13 protein-coding genes and 1 other RNA gene are annotated in these 15,618 nt (G+C 49.2%); all 14 read left to right on the top strand.

All coding sequences use genetic code 11. The features are described 5' to 3' along the window. Positions 1 to 61: 61 nt before the first annotated feature. The 14 genes from NSB25_RS23180 to NSB25_RS23115 all read left to right on the top strand — a co-directional run bounded on the left by NSB25_RS23180 (position 62) and on the right by NSB25_RS23115 (position 15,030). The gene (locus NSB25_RS23180; RefSeq protein ID WP_103241794.1) at positions 62 to 1,108 is read left to right on the top strand and encodes an ABC transporter permease; all 1,047 of its coding nucleotides are present in this window, start codon (positions 62 to 64) and stop codon (positions 1,106 to 1,108) included. Positions 1,109 to 1,121: 13 nt separating this feature from the next. Further along, entirely contained in the window at positions 1,122 to 3,119 is a 1,998-nt protein-coding gene (locus NSB25_RS23175; protein WP_103241793.1) for an ABC transporter permease subunit, read from the top strand. Positions 3,120 to 3,131: 12 nt separating this feature from the next. After that, complete coding sequence (locus tag NSB25_RS23170; RefSeq protein WP_103241792.1) at positions 3,132 to 4,145, top strand: ABC transporter ATP-binding protein; 1,014 nt, start codon at positions 3,132 to 3,134, stop codon at positions 4,143 to 4,145. Then, positions 4,111 to 5,727, top strand: coding sequence for an ABC transporter ATP-binding protein (locus NSB25_RS23165; protein ID WP_103241791.1), 1,617 nt, complete (start codon positions 4,111 to 4,113; stop codon positions 5,725 to 5,727). Before NSB25_RS23170 ends, NSB25_RS23165 begins: the two co-directional genes overlap by 35 nt. Continuing rightward, positions 5,714 to 5,938, top strand: a complete 225-nt coding sequence (locus NSB25_RS23160; protein WP_103241790.1) for a hypothetical protein — start codon at positions 5,714 to 5,716, stop codon at positions 5,936 to 5,938. Before NSB25_RS23165 ends, NSB25_RS23160 begins: the two co-directional genes overlap by 14 nt. Positions 5,939 to 6,130: 192 nt before the next feature. Continuing rightward, the gene (gene secG / locus NSB25_RS23155; protein ID WP_103241789.1) at positions 6,131 to 6,373 is read left to right on the top strand and encodes a preprotein translocase subunit SecG; all 243 of its coding nucleotides are present in this window, start codon (positions 6,131 to 6,133) and stop codon (positions 6,371 to 6,373) included. Positions 6,374 to 6,551: 178 nt separating this feature from the next. Continuing rightward, the gene (gene rnr, locus NSB25_RS23150) at positions 6,552 to 8,726 is read left to right on the top strand and encodes a ribonuclease R (protein WP_103241788.1); all 2,175 of its coding nucleotides are present in this window, start codon (positions 6,552 to 6,554) and stop codon (positions 8,724 to 8,726) included. Between the two features lie 108 nt (positions 8,727 to 8,834). Further along, positions 8,835 to 9,311 (top strand): SsrA-binding protein SmpB, encoded by a 477-nt coding sequence (smpB, locus tag NSB25_RS23145; protein ID WP_103241787.1) that lies wholly within the window; start codon positions 8,835 to 8,837, stop codon positions 9,309 to 9,311. A gap of 94 nt (positions 9,312 to 9,405) precedes the next feature. Next, positions 9,406 to 9,790: a transfer-messenger RNA gene (gene ssrA, locus NSB25_RS23140) on the top strand. Between the two features lie 133 nt (positions 9,791 to 9,923). Next, positions 9,924 to 10,493 (top strand): hypothetical protein, encoded by a 570-nt coding sequence (locus tag NSB25_RS23135; protein ID WP_103241786.1) that lies wholly within the window; start codon positions 9,924 to 9,926, stop codon positions 10,491 to 10,493. 199 nt (positions 10,494 to 10,692) lie between these two features. Continuing rightward, complete coding sequence (locus NSB25_RS23130; RefSeq protein ID WP_103241815.1) at positions 10,693 to 11,373, top strand: response regulator transcription factor; 681 nt, start codon at positions 10,693 to 10,695, stop codon at positions 11,371 to 11,373. A gap of 2 nt (positions 11,374 to 11,375) precedes the next feature. After that, on the top strand, positions 11,376 to 12,836 hold the full coding sequence (locus NSB25_RS23125; protein ID WP_103241785.1) for a sensor histidine kinase: 1,461 nt from the start codon (positions 11,376 to 11,378) through the stop codon (positions 12,834 to 12,836). A 72-nt stretch (positions 12,837 to 12,908) separates the two neighbouring features. Next, complete coding sequence (hflX, locus tag NSB25_RS23120; protein ID WP_103241784.1) at positions 12,909 to 14,228, top strand: GTPase HflX; 1,320 nt, start codon at positions 12,909 to 12,911, stop codon at positions 14,226 to 14,228. Positions 14,229 to 14,289: 61 nt separating this feature from the next. Then, the gene (locus NSB25_RS23115) at positions 14,290 to 15,030 is read left to right on the top strand and encodes a hypothetical protein (RefSeq protein ID WP_103241783.1); all 741 of its coding nucleotides are present in this window, start codon (positions 14,290 to 14,292) and stop codon (positions 15,028 to 15,030) included. Positions 15,031 to 15,618 lie beyond the last annotated feature (588 nt).

The following is a 15,618-nucleotide window of genomic DNA, read 5'->3' as shown; positions in this document are numbered from 1 at the left end:
GGAAATCAAAATTACAGAGAGCTTCCGAGCGTATTCAAAACTAAAAAAAGAGGGATCACATATGGGAAAATATATTGTCAAAAGAACAGCCTACATGCTGGTGGTACTGGTGATGCTGTCTTTTATCATGTTTATGATCTATAACCTGGTGCCCAGCAATCGAGCCTATACGGATGCCAGCAATGATATTAAGTCCATCAAGAGTAATACCATGACGGCCGAGGAACACCAGGCCCGCTTTGAGGAGCTGTATCTGCAGTATCAGCGCAGGTATGGTACAGATGTGGAGAACAAGGGTATCCGTTATCTGCGCTGGGTGGGACTGTATCCGCTGTATGACGGCAGCTTCAACGGCCTGCTGCAGGGGAATCTGGGATATTCTTATGAACAGAAAAAGCCTGTGCTGGATGTGATAGCCGCCCCTATGAAGGTGACAATCCGCATCAATATCTTTGCCACAATTCTGGCATTGGGAATTACGATTCCTCTGGGAATTCGATGTGCGGTTAAGAGAGGCAGCCGAATGGACCAGATTGTGCAGGTGTGTACGATTATCGGTTACAGTCTGCCGACCTTCCTGATTTCCATCCTGTTTATCTGGATATTTGCCGCGAAGCTGGGGATTTTTCCGCCCAGCGGCATGAAGACAGCGGGCACAAATTATACAGGGATAAAGTACTGGATGGATTCTCTGTATTATATGGCGCTGCCTTTGCTTGTGATGACATTCTGCAGTCTGGGCGGCATGACCCGTTATGTGAGAGCTTCCATGATTGAGGCCCTTTCCATGGACTGCATTAAGACAGCCCGGGCAAAAGGCCTGCGGGAGCAGATTGTCATCTATTCTCATGCCTGGCGCAACGCCCTGATTCCCATTGTAACCCTGGTGGTAGGGTGGTTTCTGGGAATTTTCTCAGGATCCCTGGTAATTGAACAGATGTTTGCCATCAATGGCATGGGCAGCCTGATGATCGGGTCTCTGCGCACTGCGGATTATGATGTGGTTTTGTTAATGCAGATGTTCTATGTGGGAATCTCTCTTCTGGGAAATCTGATTATCGATATCATCTATGGCCTGGTAGATCCCAGAGTCCGGGTGAGTAAATAAGGGGGGCGAAGAAATGAGCAAAAAGAGAACGAACGGTTCTTCGAAAAAAAGCGGGACCACTCTTGGACGTTGGTTCGCCCGGTGGTTTCATGGAGGCAGCAGACAGCTGGCAGAGGAGTTGGAAGCAGCGAAGCAGGAAAAAGGTGCCGCGGAATCCGGAGAAGTGGAAGAGCTTATCAGTCCCGGGAAGCAGATTCTGCGCAATTTTCTGGAGCGGAAGCTGGCAGTTGGAGCACTGTGTCTGCTGATCACCATGTTTATTGTGATGTTTGTGGGACCTTTGATGATGCCGAATTACAGCGATGCTTACACAGAGGTTACCCAGCAGAGTATTCCGCCAACCATGTCCATGATGGCCGTGCCCAAAGAGATGAAAAACGACATTAAGATGATTGACGGGTATGGTTCCTTTACCGTGGGACTTTCCAATGCCGGAAAAGTGTATGTATGGGGGGCTGCCAAAATCGGTACCACAGGGGTGGATGTGGCGGAGATTCCCGAGGAAGTACAGAATGCGAAAATCGCAATGGTTGCCGCAGGCATTGACCATATTGTGGCCATCGGTGAGGACGGTAAAGTATACTGCTGGGGGAACAAACGTCTCGGTCAGTACGGCACCGAGGCGGAGGCCATGGAGGCGGACGGCCAGCTGAATCCCAATATCGCCTATATGCCGGAGGAACTGGTCACAGAAGGCGTGGATGTTGAAAATGTGAAAAAGCTGACCTGCGGGTATCAGTGTACCGCCATTTTGATGAATGACGGCACTCTGTATCTGTGGGGCAATAAAATGACCTATGCCAACATGGACATTTTCCTGAATATGACAGGACTGAAGGATATTGATTTTACCTTGAATTATGTGGTGGGACTGGCCATGAAGAGAGACAGTGTCTACACGGGAACCCGTGGACTCTATGATGTGGTCCGCGCCAATGTGTCCGGACCTGCTGTCAAAATGAAGGAATTTTTGAACGGCCGTACCATCAGTTCTCTGACAGCCACCAGCTCCAGTGTCTGCCTGCTTCTGGATGACGGTACCATTGGATTTGTAGGAGACTTTGCCTCCGGCCTCACGCCGGCTCCCACACTTTCGGAGGGAGAAAGGTATGTACAGGTGGTGGGCGGCAGTTATCATTATTCCGGCCTCACAGACAAAGGAAATGTCTATTCCTGGGGCAGCAATGTGCTGGACCAGACCAAAGTATCAGCCAAAGCTGCCAATTCCGCAAAGCTCTATGCCGGTGCATTCCAGACCTATTCGGTGGATGAAAATGATGCATTGACAGCCAAATGGGGATTGAAAGGCTATGTATTCGGTACGGAGACCCATGGCGCGGACATTTTCCAGCGGATTATCAACGGCGGCAAAATGACTATGACTATCGGTGCTGTGGCGGTTATCATCTCGGCTGTTATCGGTGTCATTATCGGCTGTATCTCGGGATATTTCGGCGGTAAGGCAGATATTCTGCTGATGCGTGTGGCAGAGATATTCACCGCGATTCCTTTTCTGCCTTTCGCCATGATCCTGTCGGCTATTATGGGACGTATGACATTGAGTGAGGATACCCGCATTTTCATCATCATGTGCATTCTGGGGGTTCTGACCTGGCCGGGGCTGGCGAGACTGGTGCGCGGACAGGTGCTTGTGGCCAGAGAGAGTGAGTATGTGATGGCGGCAAAGGCCATGGGGGTGAAGGAGAGGCGGATTGCGTTTAAACACATTCTGCCCAATGTCATGTCGGTGATTCTGGTATCCCTGATGCTGGATTTCGGCACCTGCATGCTGACAGAGTCCTCTCTGAGTTATCTGGGATTTGGTGTGACATATCCCCGCCCCACCTGGGGGAATATGCTGAACGGCGCCAATAACGCCACTATTATCAACGCCTACTGGTGGCAGTGGGTGTTTACCGCTATCTTCCTTGCAGTGACGACTATCTGCATCAATATAGTGGGTGATGCGCTGCGGGATGTGATGGATCCCAAATCCAGTGTGGAAAAGTAAGGAGGAAATCGTATGCCATTATTAGAGATAAAAAATCTGCGGACCTTTTTCAGGACCAAAAGGGGCATTGTCAAGGCAGTCAACGATGTCTCCTATTCGCTGGAGCCGGGGAAGACCCTGGGCATTGTAGGGGAATCCGGGTCCGGCAAATCGGTTTCCGCCATGAGCATTCTCCGGCTTCTGGATGAGAACGGATATATTGAATCCGGAGAGATTCATTTTGAGGACAGGGAGCTGACGAAGCTTTCCATGGATGAATTGTATCATATCCGCGGAAATGCCATATCCGTTATCTTCCAGGAGCCCATGACCAGCCTGAATCCGGTTTTCACGGTGGAGAGACAGTTGAGCGAGCCTTTTATCATCCACCAGGGCATGAATAAAAAGCAGGCCCGTGAAAATGCTCTGAAGATGTTGTATGATGTACAGATTCCCAATCCGGAGGCTGTCATCCGGCAATATCCTCACCAGCTGAGCGGGGGGATGAGGCAGAGGGTGATGATCGCCATGGCCCTGGCCTGCCGGCCGAAGATTTTGATTGCCGACGAACCCACCACGGCTTTGGATGTGACCATACAGGCCCAGATATTGCGTCTGATGAACGAGCTGCAGGAGGAAAAAGGGACTTCCATCATTTTCATTACCCACGACCTGGGTGTCATCAATGAGATGGCGGACGATGTGGCGGTGATGTACTGCGGTCAGGTAGTGGAGAAGGCAGGCGCCAGAATCATTTTCGACGACTGCAGGATGAGCCATCCTTATACGGAAGGGTTGATGTTCTCCATTCCCCGGATCGACTCCGTCCATGAGAAGATAGAGCCCATTCCCGGGGTGGTGCCCCATCCGCTGGCATTGCCGAAGGGCTGCAAATTTGCGCCCAGATGTAAATACTGTACCCGGAAATGTATGGAAGAAGAGCCGGCTCTGACAGATGCCGGCAATGGTCAGCTGATTCGTTGTTTTTATCCCGAGAAGGAGGTGAGACGCAGTGCAGAACACAAAAAAATTACTGTCAATCAGTAATCTGAAAAAATATTTTCCTGTGGCGAAATCTTCTTTTTTCCAGAAAGAGCAGCTTTATGTCCGTGCCAATGAAGACATTTCTCTGGACATTTACGAGGGGGAGACCATCGGTGTAGTGGGAGAGAGCGGCTGTGGAAAATCCACACTGGGACGTGTGCTGCTGCAGCTGTATGCGCAGACGGCGGGCAATACCATGTATTACGGCGCCACGCTGGATGAGATCACGCCCCGGTATGTGGCGGATACATTGCAACATCTGGATAAATACCGCGCCAGGCTGACCAAAGCCGGTGAAAAAGCGGCGGAACTGGACAGACAGGTATCTGCCGTTGGAGAGGATAAGGCAGATTTCTATCTGCTCCAGGAACGTAATCTGGCCCGCTGTGAGGAGCAGACCTGTCTGAACGCCATTGTGAAGATTCTGGGCGGTTTTTATGCGAAGGACGAGGGCGGCAAGGGAAGAGAGCTGCTGCAGAAGGTATTTGACGAGAATGTGAAGCGCAATAAGCTGAAAACCAGATATCAGGACAGCAGGGGAAAATATGATTATTGCATTCAGCAGGGGATGGATGAGAGCAAAGCCAAAGTGGGGGGGCTGAAGAAAACGCTGGAGGAACTCAGGGAGAAAATGGAGGCCTGTGACAGAAGTGTTGCTGCCTGCCAGCAGGAGCTGGATGCGCTGCGCGTGGCCAATGACGGTGATGCGGAATTCGTCAGGTATGAAGCCATGCGGGACAGCGGCATCGACCTGGCCAGACTGAAATACTCCGAAATGCGTCTGCTGCGCAAAGACCTGCAGATTATTTTCCAGGATCCGTATTCCAGTCTGAATCCCCGTCTGACCATTGGCCAGATTATTGAGGAGGGACTGGTAACCCATAAATTTTATAAACATGGTTCTCCGAAAATGCGGGAACATATCGTGGAGACCATGAAGAAGTGCGGTCTGCAGGAATATATGCTGCATCGTTACCCACATCAGTTTTCCGGCGGACAGAGGCAGCGTGTGGCCATTGCCCGTGCGCTGGCGGTGGGCCCCAAGTTCATTGTGTGCGACGAGTGTGTCTCCGCACTGGACGTTTCCATTCAGTCCCAGATTATCAATCTGCTGCAGGAGCTGAAGGAGAAGGAAAATCTGACCTATATGTTCATTTCCCATGATTTGTCCGTGGTCCGCTATATTTCGGACAGAATCTGTGTGATGTATCTGGGTAATATTGTAGAATTGGGAGATGCGAAGACTGTGTTTGAAGATCCCCGTCATCCTTACACAGTGGCGCTGATGTCTTCTATTCCCACCACCGACCCGGAGGCTTTGAGTAAAGAGAGAATCCTGCTGGAAGGCAATATTCCCAGTCCGATCAAGCCGCCTACAGGGTGTAAGTTCCACACGCGCTGCTATATGGCCTGCGACAAGTGCAAGCGGGTACCGCCCGAACTTAAGGAAGTTGAACCCGGACATTTCCTGGCCTGCCACTTCCCGGAACGCAAGATAGACAGGGAAGGCAATTATATGTTTGAACTGCCCAAAATGGAGCGTAAGTCCAACCGCTTCGCTCGAAAGGAGGATGCCGCGGATTAAACCGCGGCATTATGCCATGATCTGGAAAAGAATCAGAAAATCTTCTCAGGAAGAAGAGGAGAAGTTTCAGAAAGAGCTGAGGGAAGCAGGGGTTTCCTTCCGGGAAAAGCTGGTGATGACACTGACGGCCTATGTGGTGCTTGTGCTGCCCTGCCTGCTGCTCCTGATTGGCCTGAGCGCGTTTATGCTGTGGATAATGGGATTACTTTAAAAGTACTGTAACCTGCCTTGCGGAAACCGCGCAGTCAAAATGATTTGCATTGGCTGATTTGCAGCAAAAAAGTAGTTGCTTTTTTACTGTGGCTGTGTTAAGATAAATAAAGTTTGGATGTAAGAACTGGTTTTCCAAGAGGAGAAGAGTCTGTGGTGAGGGGCTGGGAAGACCGTAGGAGGTGTGAGATAGATGGGTGTTTTGAAGGTTGTTTTGACAGTACTGTTTATTATAATATGTATAGCGCTTGTGGTGCTGGTATTGATGCAGGAAGGCAAGTCTGCGGGGCTGGGAGCGATCAGCGGAGCGGCGGAGACTTACTGGGGCAAGAATAAGGGACGTTCCATGGAAGGTCTGCTGGTGAAGCTGACCAAGGGACTGGCATTTTTGTTCATGCTGCTGGCAGTGATACTGAACTTGAATATTTACAAATAAACGGCAATGTGAGTTGCAGATTTGTACGTAAGAAGGCACCCTTGTGTATCAGACAGGAGGTGTCTTTTTTCTTATCAGGTAATTTGTTGATGACCTGTGAACCGATGAGCGTGGAGGAGAACGGCATCACAAGAAATCGGAATAGGCTGGCAAATGTCTGTAGTCAGACAGGAGAGATATGGAGAAGAGAGAAAGCGGTAAATCGCAGGAAGCGAGAAAAAAGGTAATCTGTGACCTGGTGCATGATCCCATTTATGTTCCTATGAAGGAGAAGGAGCTGGCAATGTTCCTTCAGGTGGCAAAGGAGGACAGGGAAGAACTTCGGGCCGTTCTGCGGGAGCTTCTGGCAGAGGGAAAGCTGATGCTGACCGGGGGCGGAAAATATGTGAAGTCAAACGGTCGGCTTCTGACGGGAACTTTTGTCAGCAATGCCAAGGGCTTTGGATTTGTGGAGATAGAGGGCAGGGAAGAAGATCTGTATATCCCGGAGGAGCATACGGGAGGAGCATTTCATAAGGATACGGTGGAGGTGGCGCTTTTGCCTGAGAACGAGGGAAAGCGTCAGGAGGCGAAGGTAGTTCGGATTATTGCCAGAGGGATGACGCAGGTGGTGGGAACCTATGACAGGGCCGGAGATCATTATGGTTTTGTGGTTCCTGACAATGCCAGGCTGCCTCAGGACATTTTTGTTCCGAAGGAGCGCTCCAAAGGGGCCGTGAGCGGGCATAAAGTGGTGGTGGAAATCACGGATTACGGCACGGACAGAAAGAGCCCGGAAGGAAAAGTGGTGGAGATTCTGGGGCATGTGGGTGATCCGGGGGTAGACATCATGTCCATTGTGAGGAATTATGAGCTGCCAATGGAATTTTCTGTGAAGATTATGAATCAGGTGGAGAGGGTGCCTCAGGAAGTATCCGCGGCGGACAGAGCCGGTCGCAGAGATCTGCGGGAGCTGGATATGGTCACCATTGACGGCGAGGATGCCAGGGATCTGGACGATGCGGTGAGTGTCAGCTTTGACGGAGAAAGGTATCATCTGGGAGTCCATATTGCGGATGTGACCAACTATGTCCAGGAGAATTCTGCTCTGGACAGGGAGGCGTTGAACCGGGGGACCAGCGTCTATCTGGTAGACAGAGTGATTCCCATGCTGCCTCATGCCCTTTCCAACGGAATCTGTTCCCTGAATGCAGGTGTGGACAGACTCGCGTTAAGCTGTCTGATGACGGTGGAGCCCACCGGAGAAATTCTGGACTATGAAATCTGTGAATCTGTGATCCGGGTGAATAAAAGGATGTCTTACACCGTGGTGAAAAGGCTGCTGGAGGAGGATTCTCTGACAGAGAAGGAGGAAGAATACAGACAGTATGCGGCGTTGCTGCCCATGTTTCGGCAGATGGAGAAGCTGGCGGAAATCCTGCGGGAGAAGCGGAGAAAACGAGGGTCCGTTGACTTTGATTTTCCGGAGTGCAAAATCATTCTGGACCAGGAGGGGCATCCTGTGGAGATTAAGCCCTATGAGCGCAATGTGGCTACGGACATCATTGAGGATTTCATGCTGGCGGCCAATGAAACCGTTGCACAGCATTTTTACTGGATGGAGCTTCCTTTCGTGTATCGTATTCATGATGTGCCGGACGGAGAGCGCATCCGGAAGCTGGCAGCCTTTATCAATAATTTCGGCTATTATATGAAGGCGGTGGGCCGTACAGGACAGAAGACTTCCAATGAGGAGGTCCACCCCAAGGAGATACAAAAGCTCCTGGCCAAAATCGCGGGGACTCCCGAGGAACCCATGATCAGCAGACTGGCTCTGCGCAGCATGCGGCAGGCAAAGTACAGTGTGGAATGCACAGGACATTTCGGACTGGCGTGTCCGTACTACTGTCATTTTACGTCTCCCATTCGGCGATATCCTGATTTACAGATTCACAGAATTATCAAGGAACAGCTTCGGGGCAGACTTGGAGAGGAAAGAATCGCTCATTACAGGGAACTTCTGCCGGAGGTGGCGAAGCATGCTTCCGAGACGGAGCGCCGCGCCGATGAGGCCGAGCGGGAGACAGATAAGCTCAAGAAAGCAGAATACATGGAGGAACGGCTGGGAGAGATTTGCGAAGGCGTTGTGTCTGGTATTACGGCCTGGGGAATTTATGTGGAACTGCCCAATACCGTGGAGGGACTGGTCCACGTTTCCAGACTTCCCGGAGACTACTTTTATTATAATGAGAGCAAGTGTGAGATGATCGGAGAGGCCACGGGCAGAAGCTACAGACTGGGAATGCCGGTAAAGGTATCCGTGAGGGCCGCGGACCGCTTCAGCCGCACCGTGGACTTTGATGTGGCTGAGTAACCGGGAATTTTTCCGGGGGATGCGGCACCGGGAGGCAGATGCGGAACTGGAAACAGAATCAGAGGGACAGTGTGTCCGCAGATGCGGAACTAAAATAAGAGGTGAGAGATGGCACAGACAAAATCAAAAGAAGCGCAGAAGTTAATTGCCAACAATAAAAAGGCATATCATGATTATTTTATAGACGAGACCTATGAAGCCGGAATAGCGCTGCACGGCACGGAAGTGAAATCCATGCGCATGGGAAAATGCAGTATTAAGGAATCCTTTATCCGGATAGAAAACGGGGAGGTCTATGTCTATGGCATGCATGTCAGTCCTTACGAGAAAGGAAACATTTTCAATAAGGATCCCCTGCGTGTGAAAAAACTGCTGCTGCACAAATATGAAATCAACAAGCTGGCAGGCAAAGTGGCGGAAAAAGGCTATACGCTTGTTCCGCTGCAGGTTTACTTGAAAAACGGCAGGGTGAAGACGGAAATCGGACTTGCCAGGGGCAAAAAGCTGTATGACAAGCGTCAGGACATTGCCAGGAAGGACCAGAGAAGAGAGACAGAGAGAGAATTTAAAGTGAAAAATCTGTAGGATTTGTTGACAGCAGGAGCAAAAGCGAATATACTGAATACACAGGCGGGAAATTTGTTATACCGACTGCCGCACTTTGAAAAATAAAATATCAGGGGTAGTAAAGGTTTCGACAGGGGTCTTGCAGCTGGAGAAGCTATCCGTTGCGACACGTTAAACGCAAAATTAAAAATAAACGCTGAAGATAATTATCAGTACGCACTTGCGGCTTAATTGCTGCAGGTGACGCCGCCACAGGCGGCTTGTCCGCTCCGGGGCACTCACACGCCGGAATCCGGGCATCGACTATGTGAGAAACGACGCGCGCTAAGCTTTGCCCGCGCGGGCGTATGATGAAGCTACCTCCCGGGACAGATTGTTCGTTGTCTGTCCCGGGAGGGAACAGGCGGGAGAAAGTCCTGCCGGAATAACGGACTATGATAGTAGAAGGACAGGGAATGGGCTTTTGGACAGGGGTTCGACTCCCCTCTACTCCACTTGAAAGGTAATGGGAAGAGTCGAACCCCTTGGGTTCAGACTCCCCTCTACTCCACTTTGTTTTATGCTTTCGTAACAAACTTTTGAGAATGCGGTATTTTAGCATTCTTTTCTTTTTAGCAGAAAGGATTGCAAATGAATTCTGACACATCATCGCTGTCTGTGGGCGGATACCTTTTCTATACGGAAAAGGATGCCCAGCTTGCAAGAGCGGAACTGAAGAAAATAGAATATCTGGAAGCGCGAATTGATTATTCTGCGCCGGAAAGTATACATTATATTTATGATCAGACTATCAGGGAGCGCCTTTTCAGGACACCGGTGGGCTGGAAATATCTGGAGCGACTGCACGATTTTCTGCTGTCGCAACCGGATATTGCTCCGGAGAGTGTCATTGATATTCCGCTGTATCTTACGTTTGACGGAGAAGTGCGGGAACAGGTGAACCCTGCGAGGGAAAGAGTTGTCCCGTCCAAAAAAAGGGACAGAGATAAAGAAAAGGAGCGCTTTCTTCTCTCCGTTGTTTTGAATGTACTGCTGGCGGCAGCCATTGTCTGTATGTTTGTGATTTCTTTTGTCAGCGAGAATCCCAATATTATCAATTATGAGAGAGCGATTGCCGGGAAATATGCCGCCTGGGAACAGGAACTTACCGAGAGGGAGCAGATTATCAGGGAAAAGGAACTGGAACTTAAAATAAACTGAAAATCAGGAGTATTTTTCACAAAAATGACATATTTTTTCAGTATACTTCATCTGTGAACAAATCATCGCTGCTGTGAAATCTCTACTGAATCCGGCCGAAATTGTACAGCCGAAATGAGATGATATGCTTTTGCTGAACAGCGGGTTGAGCTGACATAAGGACCGGGATATGGTGCGGGAAAGGAAAGGGCATGAAGTAATGGACAGACTGAAGATACTGGTTGTGGACGACGAGAGCAGAATGCGTAAGCTGGTGCGGGACTTCCTGGTGAAAAGCGATTATGAAGTATTGGAGGCCGGGGATGGGGAAGAAGCGCTGGATGTTTTTTTCGCACATAAGGATATTGCTCTGGTTGCCCTGGATGTGATGATGCCTAAAATGGACGGCTGGCAGGTGTGCAGAGAGATACGTGCCTATTCCCAGGTACCGATTATCATGCTGACAGCGAGAGGGGATGAGAAGGATGAACTCCAGGGCTTTCGGCTCGGTGTGGACGAGTATATCACGAAACCTTTCAGCCCCAAAATTCTCGTGGCCAGGATAGAAGCCATACTCCGCCGCTCCGGACAAAAGGGTGTATCCGGAGGGGAAGTGCTGGACTGCGGCGGCATCCAGCTGGATAAGGCGGCGCATCAGGTGATGATTGACGGCGAACCGGTGGAACTGAGCTACAAGGAATTCGAGCTGCTGGCCTATTTTATGGAGAATAAAGGGATTGCATTGTCAAGGGAGAAAATCCTCAATAATGTCTGGAATTATGACTATTTTGGAGATGCCCGTACAATAGATACACATGTGAAGAAGCTGCGCAGCAAGATGGGCAAAAAAGGCGAACTGATCAGGACTATATGGGGCATGGGCTACAAATTGGAGGCATAAGAATGAGGCATTCCATCAGAAGACAATTCGCTCTGATTTTTATCGGTTTGATGGCAGGTACTATTTTTCTGTGCTGGTTTATGAATATTATGTTTCTGGAGCAATTCTATATCCGCAGCAAGACAGAAATCATCTTCGAGGCTTATCAGTCCATCCGCCAGGCTGCCAACAGTGACACTTACAGTACGGAGGAATTTCGACAGGAACTGAATGAAGTCTGCGGTGTGTACAATATTACCATCTATGTGATGGATGTCTATTCCAATGTAAAATATGCTTCCGCAAACGGAGGATCGGAGTTGGAACGAAAGCTGATGTCATATCTTTTCGGCTTTTTCCCTGATGTGATAAAAGTCATCAGAGAGGGAGAAGGCTATCAGATACAGAAAGTCCTGACAGGAGACAATGAATATCTGGAGATGTTCGGCAGGCTCAGCTCCGGGATTTCCTTTATCATGCGGACACCTGTAGAGAGTATCCGGGAGAGCGTGAAGGTGGCAAATCACTTTCTGGCCTATATCGGTGTGGCGGCCACGCTGACAGGCGGCATTATCATATGGCTTGTGTCCAGAAAGATTACGAAACCCATTCTGGAGCTGAATTATATCTCGGAGAAGATGGTACATCTCGACTTTGAGGCGAAGTACAAAGGTGCCGCCCACAATGAGATAGATTTGCTGGGGGAAAATATCAATAAGCTTTCTCTGTCCCTGGAAAAGTCCATATCCGAACTGAAGACAGCAAATAACGAACTGCAGACCGACATCAAAAAGAAGGAGCAGATTGACGAGATGCGCAAGGAGTTTCTCGCCAATGTGTCCCATGAGCTGAAGACGCCCATCGCACTGATTCAGGGGTATGCGGAAGGACTTTCGGAAGGGATTAATGATGATCCTGAGAGCAGGAATTTTTACTGTGAAGTCATTATGGACGAAGCCGGGAAAATGAATAACATGGTGCAGAAGCTGCTGACGCTGAATCAGCTGGAATTCGGCAATGATGTGGTGGCCATGGAGCGCTTCGACATTACCGAACTGGTGAGGAATTATGTTCAGTCTGCAGCCATACTGACGAAGCAGAATGCTATAGAAGTATATATGGAAGAGTATCCGCCTGTTTTTGTATGGGGGGATCCGGATAAGGTTCAGGAGGTTTTTACAAATTATTTCTCCAATGCGGTGAATCACTGCAGCGGGAAGAAAATCATTGTAATTACACTGGAGCAGAAGGAGGCACAGGTACGCATAGGTGTGTTCAATACAGGAGAGACAATTCCGCAGGAAGCATTGCCGCGCCTGTGGGAGAAGTTCTATAAAGTGGATAAAGCCCGCACGCGGGAATATGGGGGAAGCGGCGTGGGATTGTCCATAGTAAAGGCGATTATGGATTCCATGAACCGACAATATGGGGTTGAAAATTATAATAACGGCGTGTTGTTCTGGTTTGAACTGGAAAAGGTGTAGCGGGAATGCGCAAAAGGCTGACCGAAGAACTGGGGAAGCCTGTCTGCGCATCGGGAAGGACAGGTAGAAAGAATGCAAAAGACACTGTACTCAATTGGGGCGGAGGAAATCAACGATACAAAAGTGCTGCTGGTGGGACTTGACACAGGGGAGGATTCGGAATTCGAACATTCCATGGAGGAGCTGAAAAGTCTGGCGGAAGCAGCCGACAAAAAAGTGACGGGAATCATTGTCCAGCACATGGGAAAAGTGAATCAGGCCTTTTATATCGGTTCCGGAAAGGTGGAGGAGGTGCGGGAATATGCATCACAGTGCGAGGCAGAAGAGATTATCTTCGACAATGCGCTTTCTCCCGGCCAGGTGAAAAATCTGGGGCGGGCACTGAAGCTGCCCATACTGGACAGAACCAATCTGATTCTGGACATATTCGCACTTCGGGCCAGAACCAGAGAAGCCAGGCTGCAGGTGGAGACGGCCAGGCTGCAGTATATATTACCCCGGCTTGTGGGAATGCGTGAGAATCTGAGTCGGCAGGGCGGCACCGGCGGCAGCCTGAGCAATAAGGGAGCCGGAGAGACGAAGCTGGAGCTGGACAGACGAAAAATAGAGCACCGTATCAGTGAATTGAAAAAAGAGCTGGAGGAGATTTCAAGGACCCGGGAGACTATGCGTAAGAAACGCAGCCGGTCGCGAATCCCCAAAGTTGCGCTGGTGGGATATACAAACGCGGGGAAATCAACCATTATGAACCAGCTGGTGAACAGATATGGTGAGAGCCGGGACAAAACTGTACTGGAGAAGGATATGCTCTTCGCCACCCTGGACACAAATGTGAGATGCATTCGTGCGGACGGTGAGGGAAAGCAGGGAGAAAACAAGCCGTTTTTTCTGGCAGATACAGTTGGATTTATCAATAATCTGCCCCACGATCTGGTGAAAGCTTTCCGTTCTACTCTGGAAGAAATCAAATATGCGGATTTACTGATTCATGTAGTGGATTTTTCCGATGAACATTACAGGCAGCAGATGAAAGTCACGGACGAGACGCTGAAAGAACTTGGGGCAGGTGGGATCCCGCGTATCACAGTGTATAATAAGGCGGATAAAAGTGATCTGGAAGGAATTCCCAGAAGGAGAGACAGAGAGCTATACATGGCGGCTTCTCTGGGATGCGGAACAGAGGAACTTGTGGGGCTGATCGGAGAGTGCGTTTATGCCGACAGAGTAGAGACAGAGATGCTTCTTCCCTATGATAAGGGAAATGTTGTCTCTTATTTTATGGATAATGCCACTATACTGGAACAGGAGTACAGAGAGGAAGGTGTGCGGCTCAGAGTGAGCTGCCACAAAAATGACGCGGACAAATATTGTGAATATTGTGCTTGTCTGTAGGATAAATGTGTTGTATGATAAAAAGAAGAATACATTTGATTAGAGAGAGGTATGATTATTCATGAGACATGGAAGAGGACTGACTGTATTATTGACTGCGGCCATGCTGTCGCTGGGACTGACAGGATGCGGAGAGAATCAGATTCCGGATCTGACGGATGAGGAAATACAGGCAGTTGGAGAATATGTTGCGATTACACTGATGAAATATGACATCAATCATCAAAGCAGACTGATGGAGCTGACGGCTCCGGAGGTAATTCCGGAAGTTCCTGTCCAGGGACAGGAAGAAGAGCCTTCAGGTATGGGGCCGGTAGACGATACTCCCGTGGTGGATTCTTCCGGGGCCGGCGTATCCGGTGACACCTCCTTTTCCATGGAGGAAGTAACAGGGCTTCCGGATGGTGTGACAGCCGCATTTCTGGAACATACGGTCTGTGACAGCTATCCGAATGAAAGTGACAGCATGTCTATGGGATTTTCGCTGGATGCGTCTGAAGGCAGAAAGCTTCTGGTATTGCATTTTTCCCTGACGAATACCACAGAACAGGAGCAGGAGATAGACTTGTTTTCATCTGATACCATATACAGTATCACGGTAAACGAGAGCTATACCAGAAGAGCGCTTACTACATTGCTGCCTGATGACATGGGGACTTACAGAGAGAATTTGTCTGAGGGAGGCAGTTCGTCTGTGGTACTGGTAATTGAAATAGAAGAACAGATGGCAGAGAATATTACTTCTGTCAGCCTTAAAGTGAAAAATGGAGATAAAATAGCTACAATTCAGCTTTTGCCGTGAAAATGACGGCATTCTCTGTGATTACAGCCTGAAGAAGGTCATGAAAAACGCTCTGATTGGGGGGCGTTTTTCTTTTTTTTCTGTATTAAAAAAATTGCTTGAAAAAAATGTAAAAAAATAAAATTTAGTGTTGACAAGAGTATTATGGGATGGTATACTGTGATTCGTTGTCAGGGACAACCTGGTGACAAAAAAGATCTGAAACAGATAAAAATAAAAAAAGTTAAAAAAGTTGTTGACAAGTCGGAAAACATATGATATCCTATCAAAGTTGCCGATGACGACAACGGTGAGACAGGAAGGAGGAAAGCTCCTGAATGTCAGAGGCGAACCTTGACAAATAAACAGTAATGCGACCCTGAAAATTCCACGAAAAAGGCAGAGGAGACTCAGCCTGAAGCGACCAAAGCAGAGCGGGAATCAAAGCGGAACCAACCCGGGAAGTCCTGGGGAGGAAGCGGAGAGGAAAGCGAAGCGGAGGGAGAGGAATTTCAGAGAAGAACAAAGAACTCAACCAAAAACAGTAAACCAGAAACCAAAACTGGAAGCCAGAAGGAACTGGCAGGAAGAACTTGAAGTGAGAGATAA

This window comes from Acetatifactor muris (assembly GCF_024623325.1).
Lineage (GTDB): Bacteria > Bacillota > Clostridia > Lachnospirales > Lachnospiraceae > Acetatifactor > Acetatifactor muris.
This window is presented reverse-complemented; position numbering and strand designations above follow the sequence as displayed.

Bases quoted from the DNA above. Each gene is read 5' to 3' on its own strand.
- NSB25_RS23115 (WP_103241783.1), top strand. From the start codon at position 14,290: ATGAGACATGGAAGAGGACTGACTGTATTATTGACTGCGGCCATGCTG.
- NSB25_RS23125 (WP_103241785.1), top strand. From the start codon at position 11,376: ATGAGGCATTCCATCAGAAGACAATTCGCTCTGATTTTTATCGGTTTG.
- rnr (WP_103241788.1), top strand. From the start codon at position 6,552: ATGGAGAAGAGAGAAAGCGGTAAATCGCAGGAAGCGAGAAAAAAGGTA.
- NSB25_RS23160 (WP_103241790.1), top strand. From the start codon at position 5,714: ATGCCGCGGATTAAACCGCGGCATTATGCCATGATCTGGAAAAGAATC.
- NSB25_RS23135 (WP_103241786.1), top strand. From the start codon at position 9,924: ATGAATTCTGACACATCATCGCTGTCTGTGGGCGGATACCTTTTCTAT.
- NSB25_RS23180 (WP_103241794.1), top strand. From the start codon at position 62: ATGGGAAAATATATTGTCAAAAGAACAGCCTACATGCTGGTGGTACTG.
- hflX (WP_103241784.1), top strand. From the start codon at position 12,909: ATGCAAAAGACACTGTACTCAATTGGGGCGGAGGAAATCAACGATACA.
- NSB25_RS23130 (WP_103241815.1), top strand. From the start codon at position 10,693: ATGGACAGACTGAAGATACTGGTTGTGGACGACGAGAGCAGAATGCGT.
- NSB25_RS23170 (WP_103241792.1), top strand. From the start codon at position 3,132: ATGCCATTATTAGAGATAAAAAATCTGCGGACCTTTTTCAGGACCAAA.
- secG (WP_103241789.1), top strand. From the start codon at position 6,131: ATGGGTGTTTTGAAGGTTGTTTTGACAGTACTGTTTATTATAATATGT.
- smpB (WP_103241787.1), top strand. From the start codon at position 8,835: ATGGCACAGACAAAATCAAAAGAAGCGCAGAAGTTAATTGCCAACAAT.
- NSB25_RS23175 (WP_103241793.1), top strand. From the start codon at position 1,122: ATGAGCAAAAAGAGAACGAACGGTTCTTCGAAAAAAAGCGGGACCACT.